Annotated in this window: 9 protein-coding genes and 9 pseudogenes; 10 read left to right on the forward strand and 8 right to left on the reverse strand. The window is 59.8% G+C overall.

Annotated features, from left to right (window positions below; translation table 11 throughout):
* The 4 genes and pseudogenes from AC0L3O_RS34750 to AC0L3O_RS34765 all read left to right on the forward strand — a co-directional run.
* Nucleotides 1-123: pseudogene (locus tag AC0L3O_RS34750) on the forward strand (YggS family pyridoxal phosphate-dependent enzyme); the annotation flags it as partial.
* Nucleotides 124-138: 15 nt separating this feature from the next.
* A pseudogene (locus tag AC0L3O_RS34755) lies at nucleotides 139-279 on the forward strand (dihydrodipicolinate synthase family protein); the annotation flags it as partial.
* Nucleotides 280-1,121: 842 nt separating this feature from the next.
* Nucleotides 1,122-3,236, forward strand: a complete 2,115-nt coding sequence (locus tag AC0L3O_RS34760) for a S46 family peptidase (protein ID WP_473618058.1) — start codon at nucleotides 1,122-1,124, stop codon at nucleotides 3,234-3,236.
* 463 nt (nucleotides 3,237-3,699) lie between these two features.
* Nucleotides 3,700-4,043 (forward strand): annotated as a pseudogene (locus AC0L3O_RS34765) (type 2 periplasmic-binding domain-containing protein); the annotation flags it as partial.
* Nucleotides 4,044-4,057: 14 nt separating this feature from the next.
* On the opposite strand, the gene AC0L3O_RS34770 reads toward AC0L3O_RS34765, so the two are convergent.
* The 3 genes and pseudogenes from AC0L3O_RS34770 to AC0L3O_RS34780 form a co-directional block, all read right to left on the reverse strand.
* A complete protein-coding gene (locus AC0L3O_RS34770) occupies nucleotides 4,058-4,870 on the reverse strand; it encodes a TIM barrel protein (protein WP_473618060.1) in 813 nt (270 codons plus the stop codon).
* A gap of 449 nt (nucleotides 4,871-5,319) precedes the next feature.
* A pseudogene (locus AC0L3O_RS34775) lies at nucleotides 5,320-5,871 on the reverse strand (IS1595 family transposase); the annotation flags it as partial.
* Nucleotides 5,856-5,999: pseudogene (locus tag AC0L3O_RS34780) on the reverse strand (IS6 family transposase); the annotation flags it as partial. The pseudogenes AC0L3O_RS34780 and AC0L3O_RS34775, both read right to left, overlap by 16 nt.
* Here AC0L3O_RS34780 and AC0L3O_RS34785 point away from each other — a divergent pair.
* Nucleotides 5,982-6,200, forward strand: coding sequence for a hypothetical protein (locus tag AC0L3O_RS34785; RefSeq protein ID WP_473618067.1), 219 nt, complete (start codon nucleotides 5,982-5,984; stop codon nucleotides 6,198-6,200). The pseudogene AC0L3O_RS34780 and the gene AC0L3O_RS34785 sit on opposite strands and share 18 nt — an antisense overlap.
* Nucleotides 6,201-6,735: 535 nt before the next feature.
* Here the strand turns inward: AC0L3O_RS34785 and AC0L3O_RS34790 are convergent.
* From AC0L3O_RS34790 to AC0L3O_RS34810, 5 genes and pseudogenes are all read right to left on the reverse strand, one after another.
* Complete coding sequence (locus tag AC0L3O_RS34790) at nucleotides 6,736-7,632, reverse strand: alpha/beta hydrolase family protein (RefSeq protein WP_473618061.1); 897 nt, start codon at nucleotides 7,630-7,632, stop codon at nucleotides 6,736-6,738.
* A gap of 208 nt (nucleotides 7,633-7,840) precedes the next feature.
* Nucleotides 7,841-7,981, reverse strand: a pseudogene (locus tag AC0L3O_RS34795) (tautomerase family protein); the annotation flags it as partial.
* On the reverse strand, nucleotides 7,947-8,129 hold the full coding sequence (locus AC0L3O_RS34800; RefSeq protein ID WP_473513948.1) for a tautomerase family protein: 183 nt from the start codon (nucleotides 8,127-8,129) through the stop codon (nucleotides 7,947-7,949). The gene AC0L3O_RS34800 and the pseudogene AC0L3O_RS34795, both read right to left, overlap by 35 nt.
* 60 nt (nucleotides 8,130-8,189) lie before the next feature.
* The gene (locus tag AC0L3O_RS34805; RefSeq protein WP_473618062.1) at nucleotides 8,190-9,545 is read right to left on the reverse strand and encodes an MFS transporter; all 1,356 of its coding nucleotides are present in this window, start codon (nucleotides 9,543-9,545) and stop codon (nucleotides 8,190-8,192) included.
* Between the two features lie 60 nt (nucleotides 9,546-9,605).
* Nucleotides 9,606-10,592, reverse strand: coding sequence for an NAD(P)H-dependent flavin oxidoreductase (locus tag AC0L3O_RS34810; protein ID WP_473618064.1), 987 nt, complete (start codon nucleotides 10,590-10,592; stop codon nucleotides 9,606-9,608).
* Here AC0L3O_RS34810 and AC0L3O_RS34815 point away from each other — a divergent pair.
* The 5 genes and pseudogenes from AC0L3O_RS34815 to AC0L3O_RS34835 all read left to right on the forward strand — a co-directional run.
* Complete coding sequence (locus AC0L3O_RS34815; RefSeq protein WP_473618065.1) at nucleotides 10,548-11,636, forward strand: LysR family transcriptional regulator; 1,089 nt, start codon at nucleotides 10,548-10,550, stop codon at nucleotides 11,634-11,636. The genes AC0L3O_RS34810 and AC0L3O_RS34815 overlap by 45 nt on opposite strands.
* Before the next feature lie 788 nt (nucleotides 11,637-12,424).
* A pseudogene (locus AC0L3O_RS34820) lies at nucleotides 12,425-12,666 on the forward strand (Tn3 family transposase); the annotation flags it as partial.
* A gap of 132 nt (nucleotides 12,667-12,798) precedes the next feature.
* Nucleotides 12,799-12,910 (forward strand): annotated as a pseudogene (locus tag AC0L3O_RS34825) (phenazine biosynthesis protein PhzF); the annotation flags it as partial.
* A gap of 896 nt (nucleotides 12,911-13,806) precedes the next feature.
* The gene (locus AC0L3O_RS34830) at nucleotides 13,807-15,666 is read left to right on the forward strand and encodes an ABC transporter ATP-binding protein (protein ID WP_473618066.1); all 1,860 of its coding nucleotides are present in this window, start codon (nucleotides 13,807-13,809) and stop codon (nucleotides 15,664-15,666) included.
* Between the two features lie 944 nt (nucleotides 15,667-16,610).
* A pseudogene (locus AC0L3O_RS34835) lies at nucleotides 16,611-16,859 on the forward strand (hypothetical protein); the annotation flags it as partial.

Here is a 16,859-nt window from a genome sequence, read left to right on the forward strand (position 1 = left end):
GAAGCCATCGAGGAAGGCGCCACTGTCGTGCGCGTCGGTCAGGCCATCTTCGGCAAGCGGCCGACGCCTGACGGCCACTACTGGCCGGGTTTCGCCCCCACCGATCGAGGAATTGAACCATGATTTTTCGCAAACGGCCTGTCTGCTTTTCCGATCACCCCCGCCGATCGTTCCGGCCGGGTCGACGTTGACGCGCTACGGAAACTGGTCTGCCGGCTGATCGCGGCTGAGGTCGATTCCGTCGGCCGGCTCGGCGGCACCGGCATTTATATGTATCTGATCGCGACCAACGACGCTGCGCACAGCTCTACATATAGCTAGGGTGTGAAGGCGTGCGCTAGCGCTCGCATCGGTGCTCCCTAGATCTAATTTGAAAGCGCTTCTAGAAACTACTTCGTTCCCGTGAGCCGACAGGCAGCTTTCGGGCCCTAATGCGACACATTTGGTTCTCGGCTCGGAAGGGTCTTGGCACAACTGAGCCCATGACGAATAGCGGATCCCAGCATGTGAGCGAAGTCGTTCTGACGTTGTTCGATGTTTGTTCGCCCAAAGTCGCATAAGAGGCACAGCGGAACGGGAGCTGAGCAGTTCCTGAACCGCCCGGCGCCTCCAGCGGCGATAATAATTCAGATATTCGCAGATGGGTCGCTCCACTTCCCGACCGGCGAACACCACAAGGATATGCCCAGGATACCGCATGGTCTTCGGCGTATACGGCTAGGTGAAGAAACGCACTCTCACAATTATGGACAGGCTACGGCCGTTCGGCAGCGGGCTTCGTCGCTGGCGAGGACGAGGGTGTCGGGTCTACGACGAAATGTCGGAGGTCGGACATGGAAGGCAGCTTACCATTTAGGTCGTTGAAACCTTTATTCCTTTGGCACGATTAGTGCAACGGATGATCCGCAACGTTGCACACAACCGACACGATGTGAGGGGAGCGTCATCCAGATGTTTGCGTTGACCGTCCCCTCAGTCCCCAGTGGCAGCCGCGCAGGCGCTGGGGTCGCCGGCCAGTCTGATAGCTCATGGATCCAGTCGGCGGAGACAGTAGATAGAATGGGAGAGACACCAGTATGAACTGCGAATGTGATATGGTTGCTTGGGTAAGTGCCATCGCCTTGCTCTGGACGGCCACCGCTGCATCGGCGAACGAAGGCATCTGGATGCCGGCCCAGAGTGCGGAAGTCGGCGCGGCCATGCGCGCGGATGGGCTCCAGATCGATCCCGCGCAGCTGAGCCGTCTGGGCGCTGCCCCGCTTAACGCGATCGTTTCACTGGGCGGATGCTCCGCCTCATTCGTCAGTCCGCAAGGGCTGGTCGCCACCAACCATCACTGCGTGCTGGAATCCATCCAGTACAACAGCAAGGAGAGCCAAAACTATCTCACCAACGGGTTTCTGGCGAAGAGCCTGGGTGAAGAATTGCCTGCGGCGCCCGGCAGCCGCATCTATGTGATCGAGGATATGCGGGATGTGACCGCTGACATGCTCAAGGGCGTCTCAGACAAGCTGAACGGCTTTGCCCGCTATGAGCGGCTCGAAGCGAACCGCAAGGCGCTGATCGCCGCGTGTGAAGAACAGCCCAATCGCCGCTGCGACGTAGGGTCCTATTATGGCGGCGCCTCCTACCATCTCCAGCAGAAGCTCGAAATTCAGGACGTGCGCCTCGTCTATGCGCCCGGGCTCGGCATAGGTAACTTCGGCGGCGAAACGGACAATTGGATGTGGCCGCGCCACACAGGTGACTTTGGCTTTTATCGCGCCTATGTCGCCCCTGATGGTTCATCCCGGCCTTATGCGCGCGACAACGTGCCCTACCGGCCGAAGAACTGGCTGCGCATCGCCTCTAAAGGCGTGCAAGAAGGCGATTTCGTGATGGTCGCCGGCTTTCCCGGAGCAACCAATCGGTTCCTCACCGCCGATGAAGTCCGGTTCAACTTCGCGCACTACGAACCGCTGTCCCAGCGTTTGCTCTCGGATTATGCGGCCCAGATCAAGCAAGCCACGGAAGGCAATCGCGAAGCGCAGATCCGCTACGCCTCCATTCTGCGGGGCGTGGAAAACTACAAGAAGAAGCTGGCGGGCGATCTTGCCGGCGCCGACGCGATCGGCCTCGACGCGCGCAAGGCTACCGAGGAGGAAGCTTTTCGCGCCTGGGTCGCTGAGTATCCCGTGCGGCACACGCGCTTTGACGCAGCAATCCGCGAACTGGACGCGATGGTGGGCGAGAATAGCCGGGCTTCGCTGGCGAGGCTGCGCCAGGCGTTGCTCAATCGCGCGCAACTACTGTCATCGGCACGCATTCTCTATCGCTGGACAAAGGAGCACGAGAAGGCCGATGAAGACCGTGAAAGCGGCTTTCAGGATCGTGACCGTAAAGAAAACTCGGATCAGCTGACGCAGATCGAGCGCGCCTATTTGCCAGACATCGATCGAAAGCTGTTCGAGGCCGCACTCGACGAATATCGCCGGCTGGATGCAAGGGACCGCGATACTGCTTTCGAAAGCGCTTTGGGCCAAATTGGCCTTGACCGACTTTATGCAGACACCAAGCTCGCAGACACGGCAACGCGGCTCGGCTGGCTTGACAAGCCCGCTGCTGCCTTCGAGGCGTCGGAGGACCCTTTCATCAAGCTGGCGGTCGCTCTCTATTCCGGCGACATAGCTGCGGAGCACGCTGCGAAGGACCGCGCTGGACGCACCCAGGCGGCTCGCGCCATCTATATGCACGGCCAGCGTGCTTACCAGCAGGCAATCGGCCGGCTGATGTATCCCGACGCGAATGGCTCGCTGCGCATCACCTGGGGCAAGGTGGCGGGGCGAACACGCGACGGGCAGATCTGGAGGCCCTTCACCACGGCCGAGGGACTTCTGGCCAAAGAAACGGGCAAGGGTGAGTTCGATGCTCCAGATGCGGCTATCGCAGCGATCCGAGCCAAGGATTATGGCCCCTATGTCGCGCCGGCGCTGGGCACGTTACCGGTCAACTTCCTGTCCACCGCTGACATCACCAACGGCAACAGCGGCTCGGCGACGCTGAACGGACGCGGCGAGTTCGTGGGTCTCGCCTTCGACGGCACGCTCGAGGGCGTAATCTCTGACTGGGGGCGCGACGCGGACCGCAGCCGCAGCATCCATGTCGACAGTCGCTTCATGCTCTGGACCATGGACAAGATTGACGGCGCTGGCCGGTTGCTCAAGGAGATGGGAGTGCTCCCGGCGTCGCGCTCCTGAGCGGGGTAGTCTGGTGGTAGGGAAATGGAATTCGGGGACATTGACGTGAGCTTGCCACAGCGATCGTTGTTCGTGCTCGAATCGGCCGGCGCTCCAATGCATGCGCAACATCCAAAGGTTCGCCAGCGCCTGAGCCGTTGCCCAATACCGTTTCCCCTTGGCATAACTTCAAATGACGTAACTCTGTGCAGTCGGCACCGATGCGCCTGAACATCGCACTTTCATCTTTTTTGCGTGTTTCGCAAACTCTGGACAGGGCTAAATTGCGGACGGCTGTTTCGCTAAGTCCACGCACAGCTTGCCGGCGTATGTCCTCGGGAGAGCTGGCTTGATTTGTCTGAACAGTTTGCCGAGGACCGCGAAATGAAGGCAGCATAGGGAATGAAGCGCCACGGGCGACGACTCGATAGAAGCGGTTCACCCGTTCGACCAGCGAAGTGACGTCCGTTAATCGTACTACTCAGGGTCCGAGCTGAAGCCCTCCATCGAGGAGCGGTTTTTCTTGAGCATGGCCTTGAGAGACGTGTCGAGGTTATCGTGCAGGCTGTTAGCATGATCCCGCCGATGGTCTCAGACACAGATCGTATAGCGACCATGCCCTTCCGGCTGGTTGAGCATTTCAAGAAAACCTTCCCGCTGCGGATCATCGAGCTTCCGCTGCCGCTCCCCGCATTCACCGAGGCCCTCCAATGGCCCGCCCTTCACAACAGTGATGCGGCAAGCATCTGGATGCGAGAGATATTGTTACAGGAGGCGTCTCGAATGACTCCTCCGCGGGACGCCAAAAGCCGTCTCAGGCACCCCTAATTTACTCCTGCGTCTCACGCCGCCATTCGCGTCAATAGCCCTTGTCGGGCTAGATCGATGCTCGCGGCAAGTGCGCCTGCGAGATCGTCCAGCGGGTGGGCTGCGTCGACAAACGGTGCGAAGGAGAAGGGGCCCTCATATCCGCCATCAAGCAGCGCCTGGATCTGGCTGCCATTGTCGGAACCTGCTAGGACGCGATCCGGGTAAATCCAGTGGATTGGATCGTTCACGCTTGAAATGTGCACGAGACCGGTCAGGTCGCAGGAGAAGAATGGCTCCCCGGCGAGCGTGTGATGAAATGTGTCGTGCACGAGGCGGAAGACGGACTGGCCATCAATGGCGGCAATGGCCTTAGCCGCTTCGTTTTTCGATCGAAGCGAGCAGGTCTGGAAGCCCAGCGGCTCGATGAGACCGATCAGGCCGCGCGACTGGAGGATCGGCTTGAGCGCCTTCAAGGCAAAGCGGAGATCGCCCCGGCGCTCGCCATTGGCAGGCCAGGAGCCATCGTTGACCGGCACCAGCATGAGCGTCTTGGCTCCGCAGGCCGCCGCATAATCGGCGAGCTTGCTCGCCTCGGCCCTACGGGCGGGAGTCCACTCGTTGAAGCGCTGCAAGGCATTGATGGAAATAATCCCAACGCCTGCTTCGGCGGCCGCAGCCCGGACGTCCGCCGCCGGCATGCCGCGTGCAATAGCATTGCTGCGCTGTTGGCTGCGAATCTGGACATCGGTCAGGCCCTGGTCACGGGCAAAAGCGAAAAGTGCCCTGACGTCGAGTCCGGGCGTCGCCATGTGGTCGAGTGCAAAGCGGGGCTCTGCTTGGCGCATGGCTTGGCTTTCCTTCAATGTTCCCGGAAATCTTTCTTTGACGCTATTGTGACACTTGACTTAAGACAAACGATTAGATCAGATGTTTTTCATCTGAAAAGGAGATGGCTGATGAACAGCGCCGACCTCAGGTTTTCCCAGGCGGTTGTGAGAGCAAACAGCACGGATTGGTGCACAATGGCTGGCCAAGGTGCTCCGCTTGCGCGTGCCATGCGGCCAAACTCATTTCGAAATCGGTTAAGGAGCTTGAGGTCAGCACTGCTGCTCTTAAGACCGAGGTTCAACAATCAAATCGAGATCAGTGAGTGTGACTGTCGTCAAAGGTGACCCGCAGCAGCCGAGTGCCCATCTTGTGGGATGCCTCTCGTTTTGCCAAAACTTGAACAGTCACACGATCTTCGCATGATGGGGTCGGAACAAGAACTGCTCAAAATCGTACGAGGCATTTATCAACCAAAGCCAGCTACGGTTGATTTGATGATGATTCCTCCACCGACGCTTCGGCGCATCTGACGCCCCGTGGCGGCGCGAAAAACGCTCAGTAGCTGCACCGCCGGCGGCACGCGCGACCAGATGGTCCTCAAGACTTCTAGACCATGCCGGGTTTTCCGAACGGCGCTCCCGGATACGACGCGCTGTTACCATCGGAAGTCAACCTCGTGGAAATACAGGTCGGCATGGTGCGGGCTGATATGATGAAAGACGCCGGCGATGGTACGGCGGGCGCGGGAGTTGAAGCCCTCTACCGAATTGACGTGGACGGCATCGCGAACATACTCACCACTGGAATGCTTCACGGTCTCGTGCTTGGCAAAGCTCTCACCAATGGCCATGAATGCTTTCCACTCGTCGCTCATCAAATGAGCTCTCGACTCGATCTACGCTTCAATGACGCGTTCGCTTGCTCGCGCTGAGAGACCGGTCACGACCGCGGCACGCGCGTCACCGGCCGGAGCGCCGGTCGTGACGTCGGTCGGCCGCTGCACCATGGCCATAACCGGCGCCTATCGATACTGACGCCGCGCTCGGCCATCATTTCCTTCAAATCGCGAAGGCTCAAGCCATAGGCCAGATACCTGCGAACGCAAAGCAGAATGACGGACTGGTCGAAATGGCGGCCCTTGAACATCTGAACTCTCCGGCGAAACTACCAGAGGCCGTGCCATGCGCCTGGTTACCCAAGACTTTGCTACACAGCCTCGGCGCACATCTTCTACTGAAAACCCGCACGCAGACCCTCGATGGCTCCCTGCGGTCGACCTTCCGGCAATGGTATCCCGGCATGGCGAACGACAATCACGAGAACGGCGAAATGGTCCGCGCGGCTTGACCGCCCCACAAATCCTCATGCTCCCCTCGTACGGGCGTGAAGCATCTCGAGCATCGCAGGCCCGGCGCGCTCGACGATGGCGACGCCGGCCAGCAATCCTGCGCGCAGTTGCGGGGCAGGATCGGGTTAGCCGCGGAAGGAAGCGGCTTCCATTGCGCATGGGGATATGGAACCAGTCGAGGACATGCTCGCTCGCCTGCGATCATTTCCGCGTGCGACCGGACTTCTTCCCAACTGGCCGGTACGAAAGGTAATATCCTGATTGGGTCTGGACGCCTGCTTCTTGAGAGAGTCGAGAGTACGCCGTTGCAGCTCGCGATCATAGCCGCGCCGTCTTCAGCCAGCGAGCGGCCTACGATCAGCTCGAATTTTTCTTTCGGTCGTCACGGGGCGGATGTACTCGGGAACCGGGCAGGTTCACGCGGGCAAGCATCCTGCATGAAGGATAACCGACAGGCGAGCGTTACCGCTTTCGCTAAGACGCCGCCAATTCCGGCGGCATTGGCGGCCAAGCGAGCGCCGTTCGACGCGCAGGCTATTCGCCGTTGGACTTTAGGAAGGCGACCGTCGCTAAGATCAGCTTGTCCACGGTCTTGGCACTCTGTTCAACGCCGAAACCATGATCAATGGGTTCAGCCCACAGTTCTTCCGGACCGTCGTGATAAGCCAGCAACGACTTGGCGAGAACGGGTTGGGGAAAGACGATGCTATCGCGCGTGCCGACCGCGAGGAACAGCGGCCCCTTGTAGCGCGAGATTTCGCCGGCAGGCTGCACCGCGTAGAGGCTCTCGAAGAAGCGGCCTTTCAAGGGAATTTCCTTCCCATCTCCGACGCGCTTGGCCGGATAGACTTTATCGCCCGCTGTCACAGCTTCCGCCATCTGCTTTTCGCCAAATATGGAGATGAACGCTGCCGGAAGATTGATGCCGGGGTTCCAGAGCACGACAGACTTTAAAGGCGTTTTTGTCCGGCCGGCAACTGCTGTCGTGACCGCACCGCCCAGGCTCATTCCCATCAACGAAATACGTTTGCCGTCGATGCTGTCATGCGCCGATAGGAAGTCGAGCGCTGCTTGTGTGTCCGTTATCTCGGTTTCGACGGTCATGTCTTCGAACTTGCCGTCACTCGCGCCGCTGCCGCGAAAATCGATCCGAAGCGAAGCGATGCCATTCTTTGCGAGCACCGGCGCGGCACGCCCGAACAGGCCTTCCTTCACCGCCTCCGAACTCCATTCGTTGCGGCTGCCGGTGAAACCGTGAAGCATCAGGATGACGGGAGGATTCGCGACATCATCCGGCCTGACCATCGTGCCTACGATTGTCTGGCCTTCGACTTGGAACTTGATGATGGCCTCCTTGGCTTGCGCCGAAACTAAAAAAGTTGTCATCAGCATTCCCAGTGACGCTGCAACGGTTCGGTGTAGCTGTTTCATAGCTGCTCTCTGCTTGTTGTTTGAATTTGCGCGGCCGGTCAAAGCTGATGGCGCGGCCGTATCGGACTGGCATTAGACATTGACGTCTTTCACCGCCGCGATGCCTGATTCCGCGAAGCTCGCCGGTTATGAATTGAGCTCGACCAAGGCCGAAGGACCAATCCGCGTCACCATTTTCTACGATACTGACCACAACATCTGCAGGGTCGATCGCACACACATCCAAAAGCCCTGCCGCAACGAAACGATAGAAGGCCTGTTTGTCGTCAGTTGACCGCGCTCGCGAGATCACCTCGATAATGATCAGCCTGTCACTAAAGACCAAGACCGGTATCCTCCGCGCGCACATGCGATCTCTCGTGTTCGATCAGGATCTGATAGCGATCGGCTGGCGGTACATGGAAAGCCCTGACCACCGCCTCATGGATGCAGTCGAGGATCTTGTCCTGCTCCCCAGGCGATCGGCCCTTCAGAAGGTTAATTTTTATCAGCGGCATGGGTCGTGCTCGGAAATAGGAAAGAGGGCGGGGACGCGCACTCGGCGTCCCGGTGAATATTCAGATTGCCCTCGCCGGTAGGCCGGTTGGGGCAGCCTCGGGTTCCCCAGCCAGCGCGCAGGGGAACCAGAGAACATTTACGACTGCGCTCATGATCGCGATCGCAATGGGATAGGCCAGGCCCGCATAGATGTTGCCCGTGTAGGCAACCAGCGACAGGTTAATGAGGGGAACAAAGCCGCCAAACACGCCTGTGCCGATGTGATAGGGCAGCGAGAGCGAGGTGTAGCGCAATTTCGCCGGGAAGAGCTCGACGAGGAAAGCTGCCATAGGGCCATAGACCAATCCTACGAAAACGAGTTGGGCGACGATCAGCGCTGTTACCAAAACGAAGTTCTGGGCAGCGACGGCGGCGGCGATGCCCTGATAGATTGGAACATAGAACGCGGCTGCCAGAATGAAACCGGTGACAATCAACTTGCGGCGGCCGATCCGGTCGGACAAGGCGCCGAAGAAAACGATGAGGGGCGTTCCGATCACCAAAGCAGCAGCAAGGCAAATGTTCGCTGTCAGGAAGTCAAGCTTCAGCACGCTTTGCAAGAAATACAGTGCGTAGAACTGGCCTGTATACCAAACGCACCCCAGGCCGGCGGTCGCCCCGAACAGTGCAAAGGCTGCATAAAGCACGCCATGACCGGTGGCGAAACTCTCACGGATTGGACTCTTTGCGGTCTTCCCGCCTTTGCGAAGCTCCTCGAATACCGGGGATTCGCTCAGCTTGAGGCGCAGATAAAGGGACAGCACGATCAAAACCGATGATAGCAGGAACGGAATTCTCCAACCCCATTGCTTGAAGAGTTCTTCGCCGAGCGACAGCCGGCACGTAAGCACGACGACAATCGCCAGAAAAAAGCCAACGGTTGCCGTTGTCTGGATAAAGCTCGTGAAGAACCCGCGCCGGTTCGCCGGTGCGTGCTCTGCAACGTAAACGGCGGCGCCGCCGTATTCGCCGCCGATCGCCAATCCCTGGATGAGCCGAAGGACCACAAGAGCGATCGGCGCGAAATATCCCGCGGTCTCAAAGGTTGGCAAGACGCCGACGAGCGCGGTCGCAATGCCCATCAGAATGAGCGTCATCAAGAACGTGCTCTTGCGTCCGACGCGGTCGCCGATGCTGCCGAACAGCAGGGCTCCCAATGGGCGCACGAGGAAGCCTGTGGCAAAGGTTGCGACGCTGATCAGAACAGCTGCCGTCGGTTCATTGGCAGGGTAGAAGAGCGTTGAGAAGAAAATCGCCAGACTTCCGTAAAGATAGAAGTCGTACCATTCGATGACCGTGCCGGCGCTTGATGCAAGGACGACGGTCCAGATACCTGGTTTGCGGACCGAGTCGCCCCTTTCCTGTAGCTGTTGCATGCTGCAGTTCCCTTTTATGTTTTTGAAAGCAGTCGGCCCTCTCTTCAGGGCCGTAGTAAGTCAGTTCGCGATGCGCTGATCGAATGCGTAGACGCCAAGTCTTTCGCTTGCCTCGCGCACCGTTCGGCGGACGATGTCCTTCGCCGACGGCAGATCGTTGATGAGGCCCACCGCCTCACCGACAGTCACGTTGGCCGTGTCATAGTCGCCAGAGGCCCATGCCGCCTCGACCTTCGACAATTCTTCGGAATGCAGCGTGCGCAGCTCTTCTTCCCGCCCGTGCCACTTGTCAATGAAGCCGTTTTTGAGCAGTCGGCCGGTATAGCCAGCGGGCCAGGCCTTCTGACGGACGATATCGTAGACGGAAGTCCGGATTGTCTCGTCGCCAGAGGCAGCGACTACCTTGTCCTTGGCTGCCGGATGGATGAGCGACTCTCGCGTAGCCCAGAACCTGGTTCCCATCAAGACCCCGTCTGCTCCGAGCATCAGCGAAGCGGCCAGGCCCCTACCGTCGGCAATGCCGCCTGCCGCCACGACAATGACAGAAGGCGAAATCTTTGCCACCAGATCCACGACTGCGGGAACGAAGGGCATCGTTGACCGCGCGACCAGGCCATGGCCGCCGGCCTCGGTCCCCTGAACAATAAGAACGTCGGCGCCAACGTCGATTGCGCGCCGGGCATGTTCGAGTGTGTGGATCATGCAAATCAGCGGAACACTCGCCTGCTTGACCCGTGCCGCGACCTTCGCCGGATCCGAAAACGAAAGCATCATCGCGGACGGACGCTCCGCAAGTGCGCGGTCAAACAGATCAAGGTCGGCTTCAACTGCCCAGGCGATGAACCCGCAGCCAACGCGTTCATTGGTGATCAGCGACGACTCTGTTTCGTACCATTGACGATCAGCATATCCCCCACCCAACAGGCCCAGACCGCCGGCGTCGGCGACGGCGGACGCAAGCGCGCCACCCGCGACCGGTGTCATCGGGGCAAGGATGATGGGATGCTCGATTTCGAAAAATTCTGTCAGACGCGTTCGTATCGTCATCAATACTTCTCCCAGTTTGAGGAATGTTCCCGGAAATTTTTCTTCGACGGTATTGCGACACTTGACTTAAGACAAACGATTAGATCAGATGTTTTTCATCTGAAAAGGAGATGGCCGATGAACAGCGCCGACCTCAGGTTTTTCCAGGCGGTGGTGAGAGCAAACAGTATCGGAGGGGCTGCCGGTGTACTCAACACGGTGCAATCCAACGTCACCGCGAGAATAAAATCGCTTGAGGAGGAAATCGGTGCTCCGCTTTTTCATCGGTCCAGGCGAGGGGTTACACTGACAGCCACCGGCATTCAGCTCGTTCCCTATGCCGAGCGCGTCGGAGAGCTTCTGGACGAAGCCAAGCGCGTCGTCACAGACCGCGGTACGCCGTGCGGTTTACTCAGGATCGGCTCCATGGAGACCACTGCAGCGCTTCGCCTTCCGCCGATCCTGATCCGCTATGCTGCAGAATATCCAGAGGTCGACGTACTGGTGGAGGCTGCCCCGACGGAACAGCTCGTCAGCGAGGTCGTCGGACGCAAACTGGATGGCGCGTTCGTCTCCGGCCCCATCGCTCATCCCGAACTGAAGAGCCTATCGATCGTCGAAGAGGAGCTCGTTGTGATCTCCTCGCCGCGGTTTCGCGAGCTTTCGGATCTGAAGGCCTTGGCCGCATCGCCGGCTCTGAAGGTCCTCGCTTTTCGATCGGGCTGTTCCTATCGCCGGCGCATGGACATGTTCCTGGCGGCGTGTGGGGTAACGCATGTCCGCTGGATGGAACTCGGAACAATGGACGGGATCATCGGCTGCGTCGCCGCCGGGTTAGGGATGGCCATGCTACCTCGGGGGGTCGTTCAGGATGCGGCAGCCGACGGACAGGTCATCATACACCAGCTACCTGACAATCTGCGGTCGGCGCCGACTGTTTTTGTGACGCGGAGCGACGAGTATCTCTCCGCGGCACTTCAGGCTTTCATGGCGGTGGCGTCTGAGGCGCATTCACGGCCTCAGCCGGCAGGACCAGAGCCGGCCCGACAACTGCAGCGGGCTTAAGAAAGGTGGAGCAAAAACAAGGGGTCAGTCAGATCTATCTGACGCATCACCAGCATCTTTGCGATATCGCCCGGCGGGTTTGCCCCAATGCGCGCATACACGAGCTGGCCGTGCCGCTCGAGCCGGAACGCCGAGCTGCGTGACACGTCGAAGCCCCAGAGCTGCCCTGTCAAGGCCGGCCGGGCCGGCGACCAGCACCCGGCAGCCGGGCAGCGCGCCAAAAGGACCCCGCCCGTCATATGAACTGCATCCCTCATAGTGCGTCGCAACATTTTGATGCTGCACTGCGGAACTTTGCGGTAAAGCGGGAGTTCTCTTTGCTTCTAGCAAGCGAGGGCTCGATGAGGCGCTACAGGATTCTGCCGTCGGAACCAGGGCTGTGGTCTGTGATCGATAGCCTGAACGGGCTTCCCGCCGAGAGATACGGTCGGCCGCTCACCGGGCTGACCCGGTACGAAGCCGAAGAGGCTGCCTTTAACCTCAGCGAGAGCACTCCGCCATGGATGGCCTTGGTCAGACGTCGCAGACCTTAATCAAGGCTGCCGAATCCACGGATGGTCGAACGCGATGCGCCTCCCACTCCATCACACCCTTTCGCGTAACCTCTCACCTCTTCCTTCTGGATGCGTGCGTCATGGCAGGGGGCGCATGTGCTCCCCAGTTCGCCCTGGCATAAGAGCCGGACCGTCGCGGTGCGCCACCAAATGGTTGGCGACCGTGGCCGGAATCGTCGCCCGTTCTCTTGCCGATGAAGTGCGGGGTGCCCGACACCGAAATGGCGCGCGAGCCTTCTGCCGATCTTGACACGGGCGATCGACTGGAACCTCATCGAGCAGCAGTATGATGAATTGATCAAATATGCGGCGGCCCTGCAGCACCGCACGGCCGATGCGGAATCGATCCTGCGCCGCTTTGCGCGGGCGAGCGTGCAGCGCCCAAGCTACAGGGCGCTGGCCCAACTCGGCAAGGCAATCAAGACCATTTTTCTCACCGCTATCTCGGCTCGGAAGCCTTCCGGCGCGAAATCCACGAAGTGTCGCTTGGCAGTTAATAGTGAGAACGCAGTCGTTGAGTCAGGTTTGGCAGTTTATTGCGAGAATGGCGTAGCTCGGATTCTTCATTTTAACTGCAATCGCATCAGTGCAGTGGTGCTGAACTCCCTGGCGAGGCGACCGGCATCTTCGTGCTGGAGGAGAAATATCGGACCGGTGCGTTGCGCGGTGAGCAAGCACGACGGCCCGACCTTCGACGAGTTCGATCTGGCGAAACTGCCGCTCTTTCGCAACGTGGTCGATCTTCAGCGACAGCCTAGCGACCCCGGCTTCTAAACGCCGTCATGGAGTAGCTCCTGCACTCGTTCGACCGAAATGTCCGATTCAAAGATCAGGTCGTGAGGGAATGTCCTCCCCGCAGATGATCGGCAGTCGCTCGATCGCGCGACGCGTGGGATCGGCTTCTTCCGTGAACCCGCAGGTCGATATCAGAAAAAGGTTGCGGCGGTTACCGCGAACTCATGGCTGGCGCAGCAAGCGCTCTTTTCAGCAAGCGCCCTGGTCGGGAGCCGGTGAGGATGAAATTCGGCTCGGGTGCGACGATTACATGCTCGAGGTTCCATCCGGTCTTCCCGAGCATGTCTATAGCGACCTTTTTGTGTCCGAAACTGAACAAGAGTGTCGGAGCCCCACCCGCTGGCCGTTACAGCCAAGCACCGGCTGGCGAGCAAGCGGTGGAACGAAACGGAGCGCAAATCCGGCACGGAAATTGCGCTGATCTCGTAAGTGAGACGTCGGCAGGGCGTCGTGGAGGACCGAGAAATCAACCAGGAGCGTGCTCGATGCCCGCAATGAGACGGCCAGAACAGGACGATGAACCCAGCCACACCTGGGGAGCTGGAACGCTATAGCCAGCCGCGGCGCTCCTTATAGATCGCGCCTCCTTCAGCCAAGCCGTCCACCAGCACTACGAGGGCCACCCTATGCAGCTCTCGAACGTGGCCACAGCGCGCATGTTCATTCAAGTGCGCCCCTCAGCCTTGCGTGGTCCGCTCGAAGCGCGCCGGGAACGCATTGTGTGTAGACGAGGAACCTGCGCTTGGCAGTTAAGGGGGCGCGCGCTCTCGCACTCCTCCGATGCGCCCACCCATTCTTCTGATCAGCCGGTTTGACCCGCCATGTCGCCTTCGCATTTCATCTATCGCCCCTTTGAGACGCTTATCCGCCCGCTGGATATCCCCTACGCGCCTTTGCCGGCAACAGGTCCGTTTGCTCTGCTTCTGCATTTCGCACGCATGTTCCGTGGCGTGCTGGCGGCCATCGCCGTCTTCATGATGGCGGTCGAGGGAATCAACCTCGCGGTGATCTGGGGCATGTATATCATTGTGGACGGGGTGAGCAGGAACGGTGCGGCGGTTTTCCTTGAGGAAGCTTGGCCTATGCTCACGTTCCTCGGCCTGCTGATGTTCCCCGTGCAACCGCTGCTGATGTTCATCGCCAAGACATTGGGTTCCCAGGCAGTGTCCGTATGCATGCCCGCGGCTATGCAATGGCATGGCTACAAGGCGGTCGAACGTCAGGACCTTGCATTCTTCCACGATCTCTTCGCCGGCCAGGTGGCGTCGCGCATTTCGCAACTCGCCGCCGCCGTGCAGCAGCAGATCGTCGTAGCGTCTTCCAGCATACCGTATTTTCTCGTGCAGTTTCTCGGTTCGCTTTCGCTGCTTGCCACGCTGTCCTGGCCGCTGGCGCTTCCGGTCTTTTTTTGGATCGTGGCGAACGTCACAGTCGCGGTTGTGGCAGTGCCATATTTTGCCGTGCGGTCCCGCCACTCTGCCCGCGCGCGCAGCCTCATCGTCGGCGCCATGACCGACCTCTACAGCAACATCCACGTGGTCAAGCTGTTTGCGGCCGAAGACAGCGAGGCGGACGCAATGCGCACCATCATGGGAGATGCCATTGAGACGCAACAGCTTGAACGGCGCATCCACTTAACAAGCGACACCAGCGTCGTCCTGCTGAACGTACTTCTTTCGCTGACCAACATCGCCGTCGGGCTCTGGGGACTCGTGGCCGGTTTTGTCACCACCGGCCAATTTGTTGCTTCAATCGCACTCGTTCAGCGGCTCAACGCCAACTCCCTGGCCTTTCTCCAGCTAGGACAGCAGATATTCCAGGCTGTGGGCACGATACGCGACGCGATGCCGGTCATCACCACGCCTTCAACGGTAACCGATGTCTCCGGAGCCAGGCCGCTGGCCGTTGTCGCCGGCGCGGTCGAGTTCAGAGATATCCGGTTCGAGTACCGGCAAGGAAAAGGGGTAATCGAGAATCTATCGCTCAGGGTCCGCGCCGGCGAGAAGGTCGGGCTCGTCGGCATGTCGGGGTCCGGCAAGTCAACGCTTGTCAGCCTGCTTCTGCGGTTCTTCGACGTAAACGATGGCGCAATCGTCGTCGACGGCCAGGATATCCGTTCGGTGACGCAGGCAAGCCTGCGTCAGAATATCGGGGTCGTGACCCAGGATGTCTCGTTGCTCCATCGCTCTGTCGGGGACAATATCCGTTACGGCCGGCCGGATGCCTCGCCGGAGGAGGTCGAACGCGCCGCAATGCTGGCCGATGCGGACGGTTTCGTGGCCGATCTCAAGGACAGCGAAAACCGCACCGGCTACGATGCTTTCGTCGGTGACCGCGGGGTGAAGCTTTCTGGCGGCCAGCGTCAGCGGGTCGCCATCGCTCGGGTGCTGCTTAAGGACGCGCCAATCCTCCTTCTAGACGAGGCGACTTCTGCCCTGGACAGTGAAGCCGAGGCGGCGGTCCAAGAAAAACTCGAGCTTATAATGGAGGGCAAGACGGTGATCGCCATTGCCCACCGCCTGTCGACGATTGCCAGCATGGACAGGATCGTCGTGCTCGACAAAGGGCGCATCGTTGAGGAGGGCTCCCCCTCGGAGCTACTCAAACGCGACGGCCTGTATGCCCGCCTGTGGCGGCGGCAGACCGGCGGCCACATTGCCGACAGTTCCGAGGAGAGATAAGCCGACTGGAAGGTCGTTCGTCACGGCTCCGCGCTGCTCGCAATGCTTGGCTGTTGTCGTAGAGAGCGGGCATGTTCGCGTTAGACAAATCTCGGCTTTCGCCGCCTCCGTCGCAAATGTGTGGGAATGGGCGACGAGATTGCCACAAGAGCTCTTCGGTTCTATCGCGAGAAGCTGACCACCCGCGGCCGTGCCGATGCTGGTACCGCCGAGTCTTAAGCAGTGGTGATCGCTCGACTTCGTCTCCGACCGTTCCCATCCTCACTGTCGTCGACGATTGGACGCGGGACACAAAGCGCGTTGCTGAGGCGGTGCCCGAACGTGCAAGGACACAGAAGCTTACGATACGAGGGGTGAGCCGAGTCGAAAAACGCTTTGGAAACTCCGTCTGGTGCAATCCGGACCGGGTCACAAGGCGTGCTACAAGAGTTGGGTGACGCAACACCGCTGGTTAATTGCGCCGGTGCTATCGCGGCCTCTGGTCCGCAACGGCGCAGGCAACACCCCGAGGAGCAGGGGCGCATGGCAGATTGCCCCAACCGGCTCGACGTCGCCATGCTCGACGAGCTTCGGGAATTGGGGTCGGCGAACGCATGACCGGCAGGGCCGGGGGTGGCTCGTTTGCCGATGCCACTGCAATTGGCCCCGCAACGGGGTCGCGAGCCGGAATTCAACCAAGGCCGTTCGCCCTAAAACTGATCCAGCTCAAGGCAGCCCACCGCTACCCATGTAGAACGGGCAACGAGCGCGGTGCGCACCAGACAAAGGGCAATGACCAAAGCCGTCCTCGACATCGCATCGGAGTTCAACGTCTTTGCACCAATGCCCAGGAATGGTCGAGGCGACAAACAACTCCCCGCGTACAGGCGCTGAGAGCCGCCGACGTTTAACGGAAAATCACAAACGGGCTATCCCGATCCCTGGGGGGCCAAGGAGGCCGCCCCATGAATCGCTGCACATCATCAGTTGCAACTCTTGCTTTCGCCACCGTCTGCACATTGTCTGCCGTCGCTACGGCGGCGGATCGGACCATCTATGCAGCGCCCGACAAGAGCCTCGTGTTTCTTAGTGGCGTCGGCTACACGTGGCTCAAGGCCAACGAGCTTGTCTACGACAGGGGCAGATCACAATGGGCACGAACAATCCGCCGCTTTCGCCCGAGGACGTCGAACGCTTCGGGCCTGATCCCCTTA

This window comes from Mesorhizobium sp. WSM4810, assembly GCF_055811235.1.

Bases quoted from the DNA above. Each gene is read 5' to 3' on its own strand.
- AC0L3O_RS34770 (WP_473618060.1), bottom strand. From the start codon at position 4,870: ATGCGCCAAGCAGAGCCCCGCTTTGCACTCGACCACATGGCGACGCCC.
- AC0L3O_RS34785 (WP_473618067.1), top strand. From the start codon at position 5,982: ATGGCGGCCCTTGAACATCTGAACTCTCCGGCGAAACTACCAGAGGCC.
- AC0L3O_RS34790 (WP_473618061.1), bottom strand. From the start codon at position 7,632: ATGAAACAGCTACACCGAACCGTTGCAGCGTCACTGGGAATGCTGATG.
- AC0L3O_RS34800 (WP_473513948.1), bottom strand. From the start codon at position 8,129: ATGCCGCTGATAAAAATTAACCTTCTGAAGGGCCGATCGCCTGGGGAG.
- AC0L3O_RS34805 (WP_473618062.1), bottom strand. From the start codon at position 9,545: ATGCAACAGCTACAGGAAAGGGGCGACTCGGTCCGCAAACCAGGTATC.
- AC0L3O_RS34815 (WP_473618065.1), top strand. From the start codon at position 10,548: ATGCTCGATTTCGAAAAATTCTGTCAGACGCGTTCGTATCGTCATCAA.
- AC0L3O_RS34810 (WP_473618064.1), bottom strand. From the start codon at position 10,592: ATGACGATACGAACGCGTCTGACAGAATTTTTCGAAATCGAGCATCCC.
- AC0L3O_RS34830 (WP_473618066.1), top strand. From the start codon at position 13,807: ATGTCGCCTTCGCATTTCATCTATCGCCCCTTTGAGACGCTTATCCGC.